1 protein-coding gene is annotated in these 1,849 nt (G+C 69.9%); it reads left to right on the top strand.

The genetic code is table 11. The annotated features are described in order from the left end of the window. The first annotated feature begins 164 nt into the window (after positions 1–164). Entirely contained in the window at positions 165–1,793 is a 1,629-nt protein-coding gene (gene pruA / locus J0670_RS37045; protein ID WP_207817171.1) for an L-glutamate gamma-semialdehyde dehydrogenase, read from the top strand. Positions 1,794–1,849: the final 56 nt, after the last annotated feature.

Here is a 1,849-nt window from a genome sequence, read left to right as displayed (position 1 = left end):
CGTAGCGTGATCCCTTCGTCGGGCCGGACAACGCCGTACGGGGGAATTTAGCCGCCCGGCCAATCAAGTGGCCCGGTGGGCAGGAATAGCGTTCGTGCTGTGGCTGGCGTGCTGACCCGCGCCGGTAATCCCCCCGCACTGAAACGAAGGAGAGCGTGCGCTCTATGGACGCTGTGACCCAGGTCCCCGCGCCGGTGAACGAGCCGGTCCACAGCTACGCCCCCGGGAGCCCGGAGCGGGCTCGGCTGGAGGCCAAGCTGAAGGAGCTGGGCGGCCAGGAGCCGGTCCAGCTGACCATGACGATCAACGGTGAGCGCCGCATGGGCGGCGGCGCCGAGATCCACGTCGTCCAGCCGCACAACCACGCGGCCCGGCTCGGCACCCTGCGCAACGCCACCCAGGCCGACGCGCAGGACGCCATCGACGCCGCCCTGGCCGCGGCCCCGGCCTGGCAGGCGCTCTCCTTCGACTCCCGCGCCGCGATCTTCCTCAAGGCCGCCGACCTGCTGGCCGGCCCCTGGCGCGAGACCCTGGCCGCCGCCACCATGCTCGGCCAGTCCAAGACCGCCCAGCAGGCCGAGATCGACACCCCCTGCGAGCTGGTCGACTTCCTGCGCTTCAACGTGCACTTCGCCCGCCAGATCATGGCCGAGCAGCCGATCTCCTCGGACGGCGTGTGGAACCGCAGCGACCACCGCCCGCTGGAGGGCTTCGTCTACGCGATCACCCCGTTCAACTTCACCGCGATCGCCGGCAACCTGCCGACCGCGCCCGCGCTGATGGGCAACGTGGTGCTGTGGAAGCCGTCCCCGACGCAGCAGTTCTCCGCGCACCTGCTGATGCAGCTGCTGGAGGAGGCCGGCCTGCCCAAGGGCGTCATCAACATGGTGACCGGCGACGGCCTGGACGTCTCCGCCGTGGCGCTCAAGCACCCCGCGCTGGCCGGCATCCACTTCACCGGCTCCACCGCCACCTTCCAGCACCTGTGGCGCGAGGTCGGCAACAACATCGCCGGCTACCGCACCTACCCGCGGATCGTCGGCGAGACCGGTGGCAAGGACTTCCTGGTCGCCCACCCGTCGGCCGACCCGAAGGTCCTGAAGACCGCGATGACCCGCGGCGCCTTCGAGTTCCAGGGCCAGAAGTGCTCGGCGCTGTCGCGGGCCTACGTCCCGGCGTCGATCTGGGCCGGGCTGAAGGACGAGTTCGCCGCCGAGGTCGAGGGCCTCACCATGGGTGACGTCACCGACCTGTCGAACTTCATGTCGGCCGTCATCGACGAGCGCTCCTTCGCCAAGAACAAGGCCGCGATCGACCGCGCCCAGGCGGACGAGTCCGTCGAGGTCCTCGCCGGCGGCACCTACGACGACTCGGTCGGCTACTTCGTCCGCCCGACCGTCCTGGTCTGCCAGGACCCGGCGAGCGAGTACTTCAAGGACGAGTACTTCGGCCCGATCCTCGCGGTGTACGTCTACGAGGACGAGAAGTACGACGAGATGCTGGCGCAGATGGAGTCGGTGTCGGCCTACGGCCTGACCGGCTCGATCATCTCCCAGGACCGCGCGGCGGCCCAGGACGCGATGCACAAGCTGCGCTTCGCGGCCGGCAACTTCTACATCAACGACAAGCCGACCGGCGCCGTCGTCGGCCAGCAGCCCTTCGGTGGCGGCCGGGCCTCGGGCACCAACGACAAGGCCGGCGCCAAGCAGAACCTGGCGCGCTGGACCTCGACCCGTTCGGTCAAGGAGACCTTCGTCCCGCCGACGGACTACCGCTACCCGCACATGGGCTGACCAGCCCCGCCCGGCTGACCACCCGGCTCGTTCCGTAGCCACCGGTCACCCGCGAC

The organism is Streptomyces sp. FH025, assembly GCF_017427025.1.
GTDB lineage: Bacteria > Actinomycetota > Actinomycetes > Streptomycetales > Streptomycetaceae > Kitasatospora.
Note: the sequence above shows the minus strand (reverse complement) of the source record. Positions and strands in the feature narration are given on the sequence as shown.